Source organism: Chryseobacterium sp. 7 (genome assembly GCF_003663845.1).
In the GTDB taxonomy this organism is placed as follows: domain Bacteria; phylum Bacteroidota; class Bacteroidia; order Flavobacteriales; family Weeksellaceae; genus Chryseobacterium.
On record NZ_RCCA01000001.1, the window covers coordinates 188551 to 202887 of the forward strand.

Here is a 14337-nt window from a genome sequence, read left to right on the forward strand (position 1 = left end):
TGATTAATTTTCTTTTTTACCTAAGATTAATGTAATGTGGTTTGATCTTTTTCTGATTCTATACCCTCTACCTTGTGGAGCTGGTCTTAGTCTCTTCAATTGTCTTGCACTGTCTACAAAAATTTCTTTAACGATAAGATTAGCTTCTTCAATATCAGCACCTTCGTTTTTAGTTTGCCAGTTAGCCATTGCAGAAAGCAATACTTTCTCTAACTTGTTAGATGCGTCTTTTTTAGAATATTTTAGAATGTATAAAGCTTTATCTACTTGCTCTCCTCTAATGATATCAGCTACTAATCTCATTTTTCTTGGAGAAGATGGGCAATCATTGTGGATTGCTTTTACTACATCTTGGTTTGTCAATTTACGTGCTAGTGCACTTTCTCTTTTTCTTGATCCCATGATTATCTGCTTCCTTTGTTTTTGTTACCACCATGACCTCTGAAAGATCTTGTTGGAGAAAATTCGCCTAACTTGTGACCAACCATGTTTTCTGTAACATAAACAGGGATAAAAGATTTCCCGTTGTGTACTGCAATAGTTTGTCCTACGAAGTCCGGAGAGATCATTGACGCTCTAGACCAAGTTTTGATAACTGTCTTCTTACCAGACTCTATATTTGCCTGAACCTTCTTATCTAAAGTATGATGAATGAACGGTCCTTTCTTAAGTGATCTTGCCATAATTATTTTCTTTTAGATACGATGTAACGGTTAGACACTTTGTTTTTCTTTCTAGTTTTGTAACCTTTAGACGGCATACCGTTTCTAGATCTTGGGTGACCTCCTGAAGAACGTCCTTCACCACCTCCCATTGGGTGATCTACTGGGTTCATTACAACCGCTCTTGTTCTTGGTCTTCTACCTAACCATCTGCTTCTACCAGCCTTACCTGATACAGTTAATTGGTGATCTGAGTTGGAAACAGAGCCAATCATTGCCATACATTCAGTAAGGATCATTCTTGATTCTCCTGAAGGTAACTTGATGATTGCATATTTACCATCTCTAGAAGTTAATTGAGCTGAAGAACCAGCACTTCTTGCTAAAATAGCACCTTGTCCAGGCTTCATTTCAACACAAGAAATCACAGTACCCAATGGAATATTTTTCAATTTCATTGCGTTACCTACGTTTGGTTCAACGCTTTCTCCTGATACTACTTTCTGGTCAACTTTGATACCGTTTGGAGCGATGATATATCTCTTCTCTCCGTCTGCGTACTCTAATAAAGCGATAAATGCAGTTCTGTTTGGATCGTATTCTACAGATTTTACAGTGGCTTCAACGTTTGCTTTGTTTCTTTTGAAGTCAATAATTCTGTATTTCTTTTTGTGTCCACCTCCGGTGTAACGCATGGTCATTTTACCTGTTTGGTTACGTCCACCTGACTTTTTAATACCAACTGTTAGAGATTTCTCTGGTTTGTTGGTAGTAATTTCCTCAAAATTGTTTACAATTCTGAATCTCTGTCCCGGGGTGATAGGTTTTAATTTTCTAACAGACATTACTATTATTTATAATTAATAATTAATTTACAGCAAAAATATCGATAACCTCACCTTCAGCAAGTTTGATTACCGCTTTTTTCAATTTATTTGTCTTTCCTACTTGAAGACCTTTTTTAGTGTATTTTGAAGAAACCTTCGGAGCATAAATCATTGTGTTAACGTCTGCTACTTTTACACCGTAAGCTGCTTCAACAGCTTTTTTAATCTGGATTTTATTCGCCTTAGGATCTACTAAGAAAGAATAAGAACCTCTTAAATCTGTAAGGTAATTAGCCTTTTCTGAAATAACTGGTTTAATAATAATAGACATGACTTATTTCTTTAAATTTTCCTGGAATTTTTCAACTGCACCTTCGAAGAAAATAATCTCACCTGCGTTTACTAAATCGTAAGAACTGATCTCGTTGAAGTTCATTACTTTAGCTTTAGGTAAGTTTCTTGAAGATAAATACACATTCTTGTTAGCTTCAGGAAGAACGAATAAAGATTTTTTACCGTTAAGTTCCAATGCATTTAATACATTGATGAAATCTTTAGTCTTAGGAGCACCAAAGCTCAAATCTTCTAAAACTTTAATGCTGTTGTCTCTCATTTTCTGAGATAAAACAGATTTCTTAGCTAATCTCTTAAGAGCTTTGTTCAATTTGAATCTGTAGTCTCTTGGTTTTGGTCCGAATACTCTACCTCCACCTCTGAAAGTTGGAGATTTGATATCACCATATCTAGCAGATCCTGATCCTTTTTGCTTCTTAAGCTTTTTAGTAGAAGCAGTAATTTCGCTTCTTTCTTTTGCTTTATGAGTCCCTTGTCTTTGTGCAGCAAGGTACTGTTTAACTTCTAAGTAAACCGCGTGCTGATTTGGCTCAATTCCGAATACTGTTTCGTCTAGAGTTACTTTTCTTCCGGTCTCTTTTCCTGATGTATTTAATACTACTAGTTCCATTTTCTGATAATTACATAAGAATTTTTAGCTCCCGGAACAGCACCTTTTACTACTAAAAGATTTTGTTCTTGATCAACTTTTAACACTTGAAGGTTTTGAACAGTTACCTGCTCACCTCCCATTCTTCCAGCCATTCTCATCCCTTTGAATACTCTTGAAGGGTCTGAACCAGCACCGATAGAACCTGGAGCTCTAAGTCTGTTGTGCTGACCATGAGTTGCCTGCATTACACCTCCAAATCCGTGTCTTTTAACAACACCCTGGAAGCCTTTACCTTTTGAAGTTCCTGTTACGTCAACATACTCACCTTCTGTGAATAGATCAACTTTTACTTCTTCTCCTACTTTTACTTCATCAACGAATTCTCTGTAGAATTCTACTAATTTAGCTTTAGGAGCAGAACCAGCCTTTTTAAAATGGCCAGCTAACGCTTTACCAACGTTCTTCTCACTCTTGTCATCGAAACCTAACTGAACAGCTTTATAACCGTCTTTTTCTAAGGTTCTGACCTGTAAAACCGAGCATGGACCAGCCTGAATAACTGTACAAGGAATGTTTTTTCCTTCTTCGTTAAACAAAGACGTCATACCGATTTTTTTACCAATAATACCTGACATTGTTTATATTATAATAAAATTTATCCTTTATTTATCACCATTTTTCGGAAGTCTGAAGTAATTTCTACTTTTGATATAGGCATACTACGCCCCTAAAATGAGTGTGCAAATGTATGAATAATTTTGTAACTGACAAATATTTAGCGTAAAATATTTTGATTTTTAATCAATTAGATGATTTTGAAAAAATTCAGAACTAATTTTCCCAAGATTTATTTTGATTTTTAAAAAGAATTTAAGATAACAGCATTATTGCGCTAAAACACTCACGCCCATTTCCTCCAATTCCGCCCTGCCCTCATCGGAAATACCATTATCGGTAATCAGATAATCCACCTGATCCAAAGCCGCAATCTTCCCGAAGCCTTTCTTATTCAATTTTGAGGAATCCGCTAAAATCACAGTTTGATCCGCACATTCCATCATAATCTGGTTGAGATGAGCTTCCGCCGCATTGGAAGTACTGATTCCGAATTCAGGATCAATACCGTCTACACCTAGAAAAAGTTTATTGCAGGAAAACTGCTTAAGGATCCCTTCGGAAATGGAGCCCACTATAGAAGTAGAGCTTTTTCTAACTTCCCCCCCAAGCTGTATAATATTTATATTAGGATTATTACAAAGTTCAATAGCAACTCTCAAAGAAGATGTAAGTACAGTAAGCGGACCAAAGTTCACCAGCATTCTTGCCAGATAATGCATTGTGGTTCCGGAAGCCAGTATAATACTGTCGTTTTCCTGGATCAATGACAAAGCTGCTTTTGCAATAGCCTGTTTCGCCTCCACATTGATACTCTCTTTCTCTCCTACATTTTTTTCATAAGCATATCTTACCTGCTTACTTGCTCCTCCATGATTTCTGAAAAGAAGCCCCAGACTTTCGAGATAGTTCAGATCCTTTCGGATCGTAACCGAAGAAACATTGAGCTTTTCACACAGATCCTGAACAAGTACATGCCCTTTATCATCAAGCTCTTTCAGTATTTCATCCTGCCTTGGTAGTAGCTTTTCCATTTTATTCGTTTCCTCAAAAATACCATTTTATTTTTACATCTTAAAATTTCATTTATTTTCTTTTTGCTTTCATTTTTAATTTATATATTTGAAAACGAAACATAAACGAAACATTTATGAAACGAAACGAAGAACTCAGTAAGTTAACCAATGTAAAAGAATGGGACTTTATAGTCATAGGAGGAGGAGCCAGTGGTTTAGGTTCAGCATTAGACGCGGTAAGCAGAGGATTCAAAACATTATTGCTAGAATCTCATGACTTTGCGAAAGCAACATCCAGCAGAAGTACCAAATTGGTACACGGCGGAGTTAGATATCTTGCCCAGGGAGATGTCGGATTGGTAAAAGAAGCATTAAAGGAAAGAGGACTTTTAGCAAAAAACGCAGCACATATTGTAAAAAATCAGTCTTTCATTATTCCAAACTATACATGGTGGGGAGGAATCTATTATAAAATAGGGCTGTCCGTTTATGACTTCCTTGCCGGAAAACTAAGTTTGGGTAAAACAAGATACATCAGCAAATCAAAAACCGTTGAAAAACTTCCTACTATTGAACAAAACCACTTAATGAGCGGTGTTGTTTACCAGGACGGGCAATTTGACGATGCCAGACTTGCGGTTAACCTTACTCAAACAATCATTGAAAAAGGCGGAAGTGCTGTAAATTATGTAAAAGTAGTCAACCTTTTAAAAGATGACTCTGATAAAGTAATGGGAGTGGTTGCAGAAGATCAGTTTTCTAAGGAGCAATATCAGATTCACGGGAAAGTAGTCATTAATGCAACCGGTGTATTTACGAATGACATCCTTAATATGAACAATCCTAGGCACGGTAAACTGGTTGTACCGAGTCAGGGAATTCACCTTGTACTGGATAAATCCTTCCTTAAAAGTGATGATGCCATCATGATTCCGAAAACTTCAGACGGCAGGGTTTTATTTGTGGTTCCATGGCATGACAGAGCTTTAGTAGGAACTACGGATACTCTTTTAAAGGATGAAAATTTCGAACCTCGTGCTTTAGAAGAAGAAATTAGTTTTGTTTTAAATACCGCCAGACAATATCTATCTAAGAAACCAACTCGTGAAGATGTAAAATCAGTTTTCGCAGGCCTTCGTCCACTTGCCGCTCCTAAAGACGGAAGCAAAAGTACAAAAGAGGTTTCCCGAAGCCATAAAGTGATTACTTCAGATACCGGACTAGTTTCTATCATCGGAGGAAAATGGACTACTTACCGTAAAATGGCCGAAGATACAGTAGACGAAGCTATGAAAGTCCACAGACTTGGAAACAGCCCATCTAAAACAGAGCATCTTTCCATTCATGGAAATGTAAAACCAGAACAGGTAGACAGAACCAATCACCTGTACGTTTACGGATCTGATATTCCAGCTATAAAAAAATTGCAGCAAAGCAATCCCCGTTATGCGCAAAAAATCCATCCGGATCACCCTTTCACTGTAGCGGAAGTTGTATGGGCGGTAAGAACAGAAATGGCAGAAACCATTGAGGATATTCTGGCCAGAAGAGTCCGCTTACTATTCCTGGATGCGAGAGCTGCTATAGACAGTGCTCATAATGTAGCAGGAATCATTGCTGAAGAAAAAGGATATTCTGAAGAGTGGGCTCAGCAGCAGGAAAACGAATTTATAGAATTAGCAAGAGGATATTTATTGACCCCTTATTCCCCTAAAGTTATCAACCTAAATTAGCATTATATACATGAATGAAAAACTAATTCTCGCTCTAGACCAGGGAACAACTTCCTCCAGAGCGATTCTCTTCAATCACAGCGGAGAAATCAAATATGTATCGCAAAAAGATTTCGAACAGATATTCCCTACGCCGGGATGGGTAGAGCACGATCCAAACGAGATCTGGTCATCACAAATCTCCGTAGCAGCAGAAATTATAGCGAAAGCAGGAATCTCCGGACTGGAAGTAGCTGCTATTGGGATTACGAATCAGCGTGAAACCACAATTGTTTGGGACAAAGAAACCGGTGAACCCATCTACAACGCCATTGTATGGCAGGACCGCAGAACTTCCAAATATTGTGACGAACTGAAAGAACAGGGACACGCAGAGAAGATCAAAGAGAAAACAGGACTTGTTCTGGATGCTTATTTTTCAGCTACCAAATTAAAATGGATTCTTGACAATGTAGAAGGAGCAAGACAAAAAGCTGAAGAAGGAAAACTATGCTTCGGAACTGTTGACACATGGCTTGTATGGAAACTTACCCGTGGAAAAATGTTCATCACAGATGTTTCCAACGCCAGCAGAACAATGCTTCTGAATATTCATACCTTAGAATGGGATAATGATTTATTGGAATTATTCAACATTCCTAAAAATATTCTTCCGGAAGTAAAGCAAAGCAGTGAGGTATATGGCGAAACTGCCACTACTCTATTCTCTACCAAAATCCCGATTGCCGGAATTGCAGGTGACCAACAAGCAGCTTTATTCGGGCAGATGTGTACTACTCCGGGAATGGTAAAAAACACCTACGGAACAGGATGTTTCTTATTAATGAATACAGGAACCGAAGCTGTTTCTTCTAAAAACAACCTATTAACCACCGTAGCCTGGAAAATCAATGGAGAAGTAAATTATGCACTGGAAGGAAGTGTATTTGTAGGAGGTGCAGCTATTCAATGGCTGAGAGACGGTCTTAAAATCATTAATTCTTCTGATCAGGTGAATAAATTGGCTGCTTCTGTACCAGATAATGGCGGAGTATATTTTGTACCGGCATTAACCGGCCTTGGAGCCCCTTACTGGGATCAATATGCCCGTGGTACTATTGTAGGAATTACCCGTGGTACTACTGACGGACATATTGCAAGAGCAACACTGGAAGGAATCGCATTTCAGGTGTATGACATTGTAAAAGCAATGGAAGCAGATTCCGGAAGAGCCAGCCTTGAATTAAGAGTAGATGGCGGTGCTTCTGCAAGCGATCTTCTGATGCAGATACAGTCTGACCTATTCGGTTTTAAAACCACAAGACCCAAAACACTTGAAACAACAGCACTAGGAGCAGCTTATCTTGCCGGACTTGCTGTAGGATACTGGAAAAATATTGATGAAATTCAGGAACAATGGATCATAGATAAAGACTTCCACCCTCAATTGAGCAGGGAGCAGGTAGATAAAATGACCCATTTCTGGAAGAAAGCCGTAAAAAGCGCTCAAAGCTGGATAGAAGATTAATTCACTTATTAAAAAAAACTTATATGACCCCATTTATTGCAGAAGTTATCGGGACGATGCTTCTTATATTGTTAGGCAACGGTGTTGTAGCCAATGTTGTCTTAAAAGATACGAAAGGAAATAATTCCGGATGGATCGTTATTACTACCGCATGGGCACTCGCCGTATTTGTAGGAGTAACCGTTGCCGGCCCAATAAGTGGGGCTCACCTGAACCCGGCTGTAACCATTGGTCTTGCCGCTGCAGGAAAATTTTCCTGGGATCTGGTTCCTTCTTATATTGCAGCTCAAATGATTGGAGGAATGCTGGGTGCTTTTCTGGTATGGCTTTTCAATAAAGATCATTTTGCGATTACGGAAGATGAAGGCGCTAAACTGGCTTGTTTCAGTACAAGCCCTGCCATCAGAAAAACATCTTCTAATCTGATCAGTGAGATCATTGGAACCTTCGTTCTGGTATTTGTTATTTTTCATTTTTCTGATCCGAGTATTTCTCTACAGGCAGATCCAACAGCCAAAGTGGGATTGGGTACTGTAGGTGCTATCCCCGTTACCTTTCTTGTTTGGGTAATAGGTTTATCGCTTGGAGGTACTACAGGATATGCCATTAACCCTGCGAGAGACCTTGCCCCAAGAATCATGCACGCTATCTTACCTGTAAAAGGAAACAGCGATTGGTCATATGCCTGGATTCCCGTGGTAGGTCCTATTACAGGAGCTGTTATTGCAGCAGTTTTATATGGATTTTTAAAATAAAAACAGATGATGAAAAAAGTCTTAAAAGGAATCTTCCTTCTTGCGATAGGAACAGGAAGATTATTTTCACAGGAAAGCAGCGAAACCAAGGAAACCAAAGAAGGAAGACTTGATTTTACAGCCAACATTCAGAACAACCACTTATGGAGAGGGCTTATTATTACAGACAAACCTGTTGTAATGGGAAATCTTTCTTATGCCTTGGATGCGGAAAAGAAATGGAAGGTAGGAATTTGGGGTGCGTCTGCATTAGCGGATGATAAGGACAATACTCATTATAAGGAAATCAACTATTATGTTCAGTATTCTGACGGACGTTTTTATATTGGATTATGGGATCTTTATAATTCCCGAAACATCAATACTGCAGTAGCTGCCGACGATATTTTCAGCTATTCACAGAGAAGAACAGCTCATATTATTGATTTAAGAACGAACTATACTTTCGGACCTTCATTCCCTATCAATATTGAAGCTGACATTATGTTGTACGGTGGAGCCAATGCGGGAGAAGTTATTCTGGAAACTGACGGAAGCTACAAAAAGAAAAGATACTCCACCTATGTACAGGCAAGCTATCCTGTCATTAAAGGAGAGAAAGTAAATTTGGATGCATTTGTAGGAGCCGGATTTGCCCTCAACGATAAAACATTTTTATATGGCAATGGCAAAAACAGCTTTGATATCGTAAATGTAGGAGTAAAAGCAGGAAAAGTAGTGAAGATTACTGATCATTACAATCTTCCTGTATCTATGATGGCTATGTGGAATCCATCTAATAAATATGCAAGAATTCAGCTTGCGGCAACTGTTTTTTAATTTGACTTTAACTTAATTATAGAAAAGCCACTTCTCTCAGGAGTGGTTTTGTTTTTTCAAACAACAACCTGCCAACGGAAAAGATCATCTGTTATAATCTATAATAACCGGGTTTTTACGGAGAGTGCTTTGCTTAAATATATTTACTTTTGAAAAAAATATGTATGAAAAAGATTTTCAGTATAATGATTCTGTGTATCAGTATTTTCACTTTAGCTCAGCAGGTAAAAGTTCCTTTTACCGGACACAGAAGCTTTGATATCATGAAAGGATACAGCGGCACCGGTACACCTCATTATTATGTGGATATCAAAAAGAGCGGTGATGTTCATTTTGGATACGTTCAGGTAAATCAGGCTAATGGAGAAGAAACAACAGAAGAAATAAATGCTGGAAAATATGCTCCCAATAAAGTAATGAAAGTAGTTTTCAAAAAATATGAGGAGAATTTTCTTGTGAAATTTGACAAAGATAAAATTTACCTTACGGACGAAAGAGGAAATATTCTACATCTTGAGGACTGCTGCTCAGCCCGCGAAAGCGCAGATAAAGAAACCTGTAAGTGTGAAAGTGAACTTTACAAGTAGTTAAAATTGTATATATAGAGAGAGCCACTCCATCTGGGGTGGTTTTCTTGTTGTATGCCAATCACCGTGATTTTACGGTTTATATTCTGCTTAAATATCTTTATTTTTGATGAGTGATTTACACCAATGAAAAATTTTAAAATCCTGTTTATATGCCTCCTTTTTCTTATTGTGTCATGCAAGAAGAATGAGAATCACCCTTATACTTTCTATTACTGGAAAACTAAACTGAAGGTTGATAATGAAGAAAAGAAAGCCCTGGACAAAGCAACAACCCCTTATTTATATACCCGATTTTTTGATGTAGATAAAGTGAACGGAAAATTTCAGCCGGTGGCAGTCATTACCAAAGACCAGAGTTTTCAAACTAACAAACAGATTGTCCCTACGGTTTTCATTACCAATCAGACCCTGCTGGGTATTTCTGCAGATGAGATCAAATTTTTGGCGGAAAGCATCCACCATTTAATTCAAAAGAAAGCGAAAGAATACCATCTGAAAACCAATAATGAAATTCAAATCGACTGCGACTGGACTGCCGGCACAAGAAATGATTATTTCAAATTTCTGAAAGAACTCAAAAGAGTTTCCGGAAAAGAAATTACCTGCACGCTTCGTCTTCATCAGGTAAAAGATAAAAAGCAGACCGGAATTCCTCCTGTGGAAAAAGTATACCTCATGTGCTACTCTACTTCATCACCTCTGGAAAAATCTGACAAGAATTCTATTCTGGATGTGAATATTCTGAAAAGCTATCTTTCAAAAATGGAAGATTACCCTATCAAAAAAATTGAAGTAGCACTTCCTATTTATTCTTGGGGAATTGTTACCAACCATCTGGATAAACACAAACTGATTAATGCTCTATCCAAAAGAGATCTTGAAAATCCAAATTTTAAAAAGATTTCCGATCATGAAATTGAAGTTTTGAAAGACGGATTCTACTTTGGAAGTTATTTAAACAAAGGCTTTACAGTAAAGGTAGAGGAAATTTCTGAAGAACAGCTTGAAGATGTTATTCAGTTTTTACAGAAAAAAATCCCGCATTTTACTATTATTTATTATCAATTAGATAGTAAATTTGTGATAGATCGGAATTTTAAATCTCTCTGAGATTGAGACACACCAATAGTCAAGACCAAACCATAAATTATTAAGAAACTAAAAAACACACTACACACCCTATGAAAAAGTACATTCTTTCACTTGCGGTTGTATCACTTTTCTATACAAAATCTGATGCGTGCGCGTGGTCAGATCCTGATTATGATTACTTCAACCTTTTTACACAAACTATCATTAAGGACAAGGCTTATCTTCCTTTTCTGCACAATTATTCAAGCAGATTTTATGGAGGATACAACCCATCATTGATTCCTGATGACAATATTGAAACCTGGAAAAAGTTCTTCAACAATCAGCTTAGCTATTCTGAAACCCAGAATCTGGTGTATAAGATCAGTATGAACGATCTGAATGCTTTAAAGAACGGAAATCCCACCAATCCTCTTTTACAAAAATTAGGTACCGGATTTTACCAAAAGTATAAGGAAGGCATTGATTATTTGATTGAAGCCAAATATCTTGAACCCTTTATGAGCATCAATTATGTAGAAAGTGAAAACTCATTTTATTATGACAGAGATGCCAACAGAAAAAACGCCACAGCTATTGATTATAATAAAACCATTGCAGCTTTAACTTCTTTATACAACGCTGCAAGAAATCCTGAAATCAAACAACGTTACGGCTACCAGTTGGTACGTCTGAATCATTATACAAGAAACTATGATTCTGCTGTGCAGGCCTTCAAAACTCATGTGGCTCCTATAAAACTAAAAGGATCGGTTTACTTTATGTCCCTGGATCAGCTGGCAGGAGCACAGAGAGGATTAGAAATGAACAGTGATGCCAACTGGAATTTTTTCCAGGTATTCATGAACAGTAAAGACCGTAAGGAATCGGCATTTGTTTCTATGAAGCTCTCTGATACGGCTTCTTTCAGTAATATCCTGAAAAGAGCCAATACGAATGATGAAAAAAACATGGCTTATTTCCTTTTAGGATACGAAGACTTCAACAATCCTATTCCGATGATGGAAAAGATGTATGAAATTAATCCTGATTCCGAGATTTTGAAAGTAATGGCTGCCAGAAGTATTAATGAACTGGAAAGAAGCTATCTTCCTACTTATTATTATACTTCCGATGCTCAAAAGACATCAGCAAAGGAAAATTCAACGGATAATACTTCAAAGGATAAATCAGCAGATCAGACAAAACCGGAAGTAAGAGAAGAAAAGCTTTCTTTCTGGCAGAAAATTGTAAGGTTCTTCAAAAATCTTTTTGGAGGTTCCAAGTCTGATAAAACTAGTGATAATGCCAAAGCTGACCAAAGTGATGACGAGTTGTTCAGCAATCCGGACAGAATCCCATTCTATAATAGAACGGCATATTATTACGATGAAAAAACTCAGGATTTCCTTGACAGCCTTGAGAAATTTACCGATAAAACCAAAGAAAAATCTAAAGATGAATACTGGCAGATTGCTGATGCGTATCTTAAGTTTTTAAAGAAAGACTATAAAACAAGCTCAGAAATTCTGAACGATATCAAAACGACCAATCCTGAATATCTGGAAGAGATCAAAAGAATGAAAGTTCTTAATGATATTGTTTCTCAGCCTAAAATTGATGCGGAATATGAAGATCACCTGATGAAAGATTATGCAGAGTATTTTGTTGAGAAAAAAGTAGTGAAAGATACGGCAACAACAGATAATTTCGATTATTATGGGGAAGTTCCGTCTACCGCGGATTTCCTTAAAGATGTGATTGCTAACCGTTATTTCCTTCAGGGAGAGGACGGAAAATCTTTCCTTATGAATAACAAACTTTCGGATCTCCAATATAACCCGAATTCAAGTTTGGTAAAAAGTGTGGAAGAGTTTTACAGAAAACCTAACAAAACGCAGTTTGAACAGCAAATCATTGCAAAAAACATGGATAGTGTAGGAAATGTAGATGCATTCTTCAGCACCATTTACGGAGACAGAGCGATGAGACTTGCCGACTTTGAAAAAGCAAAAGCGTATTACGAAAAAGCAAAAAGCTTTGCCGGTATTCCAAGACAAAATTATGACTGGAATGAAAAAAGCGGTCAAACCATCACCCCAAAACAATATACTCCTGCCGAATACAACGGATTTAAAAATATTTCAAATCTTGTATTCGGGCATAATGTGTGGGAAAGCTTCGGAAGTGCTGATACCGAAAGTATGAAAGCAGAAAACTATACTGATTTCCCTTTCATCAAAACAAGCATGGATAAACTTGAACTGGCAGATGCACTGATTCAACTGAAAAAGATTGGAAACGGAACAGGTGAAAAAGCTGCAAAAGCCAATCAGCTTGTAGGAAACTTACTGTACAATACTTCTATTTTAGGATATTACCGTGAATTGTTTGTCATGGATATTGACAACAGCAACGGAGGAAAATACGACTTCTGGAATACAGACAGAAAGAATCCTTACAAGTATTATTATAAAAACTTCCTGGACACGTCTTATATTGAGCCTGATAATTTTGATCTGAGCATCAATTACTATCAAAAGGCACTTAAACTTTCCAACAACAAGGAAGAAAAAGCAAGAATCTTATTCCAGATGGCTAGTGCCGAACAGGGTAAATATTACCAGTATGAAGCTAAAGCTCCAAAAGATTTTGATTATTCTGATCCAAAATGGTCAGAGAAAGAAGATGCCCGTCAAAAAGAAATGGATAATCTTAAAAATCAAAAATACAGAACCTATTTTGCTCAGTTGAAAGCTCAGTATTCTGATACTGAAACAACGAAGAACCTGATGGGAAGCTGTAGTTATTTCAGCTATTTTATGAGATAACAGTTTTAAACTCAATAAAAAAAGGAATCATTTAGATTCCTTTTTTTGCTCCTGCTTCTGCATCCATTCTTCATGTTTTCTTTTAAAGAACTCATATTTATAATCCTGATTTCTCTGGGCAGCGTCAATGGAATGGGAAGTATGAATATCCGCATCTTTTTTAGCAAGTTCACCCAGTTTCTCATAATAGATGTGAAGCTGATCCAATTCTGCTTCTGTAAGATCTTCAATATCTACAATTCGGTTGCTTGCTTTTTCATGGGCAGCAATAAGTTCATTCAATTTGATTTGTATTGCTTTTGAGTCTTTATTCTGGGCTTTTTGAATCAAAAATACCATCAAAAAGGTAATGATTGTCGTTCCGGTATTAATTACCAACTGCCAGGTTTCAGAGTAGTCAAAGAAAGGACCGGAAACTGCCCATACCAAAACGATAAGAAAAGCCCCAACAAAAGCATAGGCACTTCCTGTAAATTTTACAGCCCAGTTTGAAAATTTCTCAAAAAAACTATTCCCTTTATGGCTCATGATCTTTATTTTTAGAATAATAAATGTATAAAATTAACAGGAATCAGACATAATAAATACTGATTAAAAAAAACATTAAAACAGAAATTCTGTCTTAATGTTTTTTAATTAAAATTGATATGAATGTTTGAAATTATCTTATTTGATTTTTTCTGAGAACCGATATTCCAGGTTTTGTCTTTCTTCTGCTAAGATACTCTTTCCGATTTGAGCAGGTGAAAAGGTTTTTGTATAAAAAGGATTATTCCAATGATCCTTCCATGGAGAAATGTTACCCCAAGAGTATATGCTTTTAGGATCAGTGTAATGTCTTTCAATATTTTCTCTGGCTGTTTTCAGTTCTTCTTCGGACAAATGTTCTTCGGAGCATGAAGCTAAACCAGCTATGCCAATCAATGATAAAAATACTGTTTTGGTAATTTTCATAATATTTTTTT

At 37.0% G+C, this 14337-nt stretch carries 16 protein-coding genes; 7 read left to right on the forward strand and 9 right to left on the reverse strand.

Features of this window, described 5'->3' with window-relative positions; all coding sequences use genetic code 11:
- Positions 1–3: 3 nt before the first annotated feature.
- The 7 genes from rplV to CLU97_RS00950 all read right to left on the reverse strand — a co-directional run bounded on the left by rplV (position 4) and on the right by CLU97_RS00950 (position 4084).
- Positions 4–402: a 50S ribosomal protein L22 gene (rplV, locus tag CLU97_RS00920; RefSeq protein WP_034694674.1), complete on the reverse strand. Its 399-nt coding sequence runs from the start codon at positions 400–402 to the stop codon at positions 4–6.
- Between the two features lie 2 nt (positions 403–404).
- Positions 405–683, reverse strand: coding sequence for a 30S ribosomal protein S19 (gene rpsS, locus CLU97_RS00925; RefSeq protein ID WP_002983209.1), 279 nt, complete (start codon positions 681–683; stop codon positions 405–407).
- Between the two features lie 2 nt (positions 684–685).
- The gene (gene rplB, locus CLU97_RS00930) at positions 686–1507 is read right to left on the reverse strand and encodes a 50S ribosomal protein L2 (RefSeq protein ID WP_034678013.1); all 822 of its coding nucleotides are present in this window, start codon (positions 1505–1507) and stop codon (positions 686–688) included.
- 22 nt (positions 1508–1529) lie between these two features.
- Positions 1530–1820: a 50S ribosomal protein L23 gene (gene rplW / locus CLU97_RS00935; RefSeq protein ID WP_047376571.1), complete on the reverse strand. Its 291-nt coding sequence runs from the start codon at positions 1818–1820 to the stop codon at positions 1530–1532.
- 3 nt (positions 1821–1823) lie between these two features.
- Entirely contained in the window at positions 1824–2453 is a 630-nt protein-coding gene (gene rplD / locus CLU97_RS00940; protein WP_121486288.1) for a 50S ribosomal protein L4, read from the reverse strand.
- Entirely contained in the window at positions 2444–3070 is a 627-nt protein-coding gene (gene rplC, locus CLU97_RS00945; RefSeq protein WP_027371722.1) for a 50S ribosomal protein L3, read from the reverse strand. Before rplC ends, rplD begins: the two co-directional genes overlap by 10 nt.
- Before the next feature lie 249 nt (positions 3071–3319).
- A complete protein-coding gene (locus CLU97_RS00950) occupies positions 3320–4084 on the reverse strand; it encodes a DeoR/GlpR family DNA-binding transcription regulator (RefSeq protein WP_121486289.1) in 765 nt (254 codons plus the stop codon).
- A gap of 116 nt (positions 4085–4200) precedes the next feature.
- Between CLU97_RS00950 and CLU97_RS00955 the strand changes: the two genes are divergently transcribed.
- The 7 genes from CLU97_RS00955 to CLU97_RS00985 all read left to right on the forward strand — a co-directional run bounded on the left by CLU97_RS00955 (position 4201) and on the right by CLU97_RS00985 (position 13372).
- A complete protein-coding gene (locus CLU97_RS00955; protein ID WP_121486290.1) occupies positions 4201–5799 on the forward strand; it encodes a glycerol-3-phosphate dehydrogenase/oxidase in 1599 nt (532 codons plus the stop codon).
- 10 nt (positions 5800–5809) lie between these two features.
- Entirely contained in the window at positions 5810–7306 is a 1497-nt protein-coding gene (glpK, locus tag CLU97_RS00960) for a glycerol kinase GlpK (RefSeq protein ID WP_121486291.1), read from the forward strand.
- A 23-nt stretch (positions 7307–7329) separates the two neighbouring features.
- Complete coding sequence (locus tag CLU97_RS00965; RefSeq protein ID WP_121486292.1) at positions 7330–8061, forward strand: MIP/aquaporin family protein; 732 nt, start codon at positions 7330–7332, stop codon at positions 8059–8061.
- A gap of 9 nt (positions 8062–8070) precedes the next feature.
- Complete coding sequence (locus CLU97_RS00970; RefSeq protein WP_121486293.1) at positions 8071–8880, forward strand: hypothetical protein; 810 nt, start codon at positions 8071–8073, stop codon at positions 8878–8880.
- 164 nt (positions 8881–9044) lie between these two features.
- Positions 9045–9467, forward strand: a complete 423-nt coding sequence (locus CLU97_RS00975; protein ID WP_121486294.1) for a hypothetical protein — start codon at positions 9045–9047, stop codon at positions 9465–9467.
- A 126-nt stretch (positions 9468–9593) separates the two neighbouring features.
- Positions 9594–10580, forward strand: a complete 987-nt coding sequence (locus tag CLU97_RS00980) for a hypothetical protein (RefSeq protein ID WP_121486295.1) — start codon at positions 9594–9596, stop codon at positions 10578–10580.
- Between the two features lie 71 nt (positions 10581–10651).
- A complete protein-coding gene (locus CLU97_RS00985; RefSeq protein WP_121486296.1) occupies positions 10652–13372 on the forward strand; it encodes a hypothetical protein in 2721 nt (906 codons plus the stop codon).
- Positions 13373–13399: 27 nt separating this feature from the next.
- On the opposite strand, the gene CLU97_RS00990 is transcribed toward CLU97_RS00985, so the two are convergent.
- Both CLU97_RS00990 and CLU97_RS00995 read right to left on the reverse strand, forming a co-directional pair.
- On the reverse strand, positions 13400–13900 hold the full coding sequence (locus CLU97_RS00990) for a low affinity iron permease family protein (RefSeq protein WP_121486297.1): 501 nt from the start codon (positions 13898–13900) through the stop codon (positions 13400–13402).
- Between the two features lie 138 nt (positions 13901–14038).
- Positions 14039–14326, reverse strand: coding sequence for a hypothetical protein (locus tag CLU97_RS00995; protein WP_121486298.1), 288 nt, complete (start codon positions 14324–14326; stop codon positions 14039–14041).
- Between the last annotated feature and the right edge of the window lie 11 nt (positions 14327–14337).